The sequence below is a fragment of the Citrobacter sp. VF227 genome (assembly GCF_052950715.1).
The window spans coordinates 1-524 of record NZ_JBRFVF010000244.1; the positions used below are offsets into that span (position 1 = coordinate 1).

1 protein-coding gene is annotated in these 524 nt (G+C 71.6%); it reads left to right on the forward strand.

What is annotated here, in order from left to right; all coding sequences use genetic code 11:
• Positions 1–524 (forward strand): sigma-70 family RNA polymerase sigma factor (locus ACU8YC_RS26130; RefSeq protein ID WP_446896134.1); only part of this gene is annotated, 524 nt, incomplete at both ends.

The following is a 524-nucleotide window of genomic DNA, read 5'->3' on the forward strand; positions in this document are numbered from 1 at the left end:
GGCCCTGCGTGCCCGCGGCGAGGCGATCGAGCCGGAATTCCGCAACGGTCTGCTCGCGGCCGTGCCGTCGCTGCGCGCCTTCGCGCTGTCGCTGACCTCGAACCCTGCCCGCTCGGACGACCTCGTGCAGGACACCCTGCTGAAGGGCTGGCAGCACCGCGCGCGCTTCCAGCCGGGCACCAACCTGAACGCGTGGCTGTTCACGATCCTGCGCAACATCTTCTACTCGGACCATCGCAAGCGGGTCCGCGAGGTCGAGGATCAGGACGGATCCTACGCGGCCCGGCTCGCCACCGCCCCGCACCAGGGCGACCGGCTCGACGTCGAGGACCTGCAATCGGCGCTCGCGAAGCTGCCGCCGGACCAGCGCGAGGCGCTGGTGCTGGTCGGTGCCGAGGGCGTCTCCTACGAGGAGGCCGCGACTATCATGGGCTGCAAGGTCGGCACCGTGAAGAGCCGCGTCAGCCGCGCCCGCGGCCGACTCGCCGAGCTCCTGGGCTACGACGAGGAGGACCTCGGCTCCG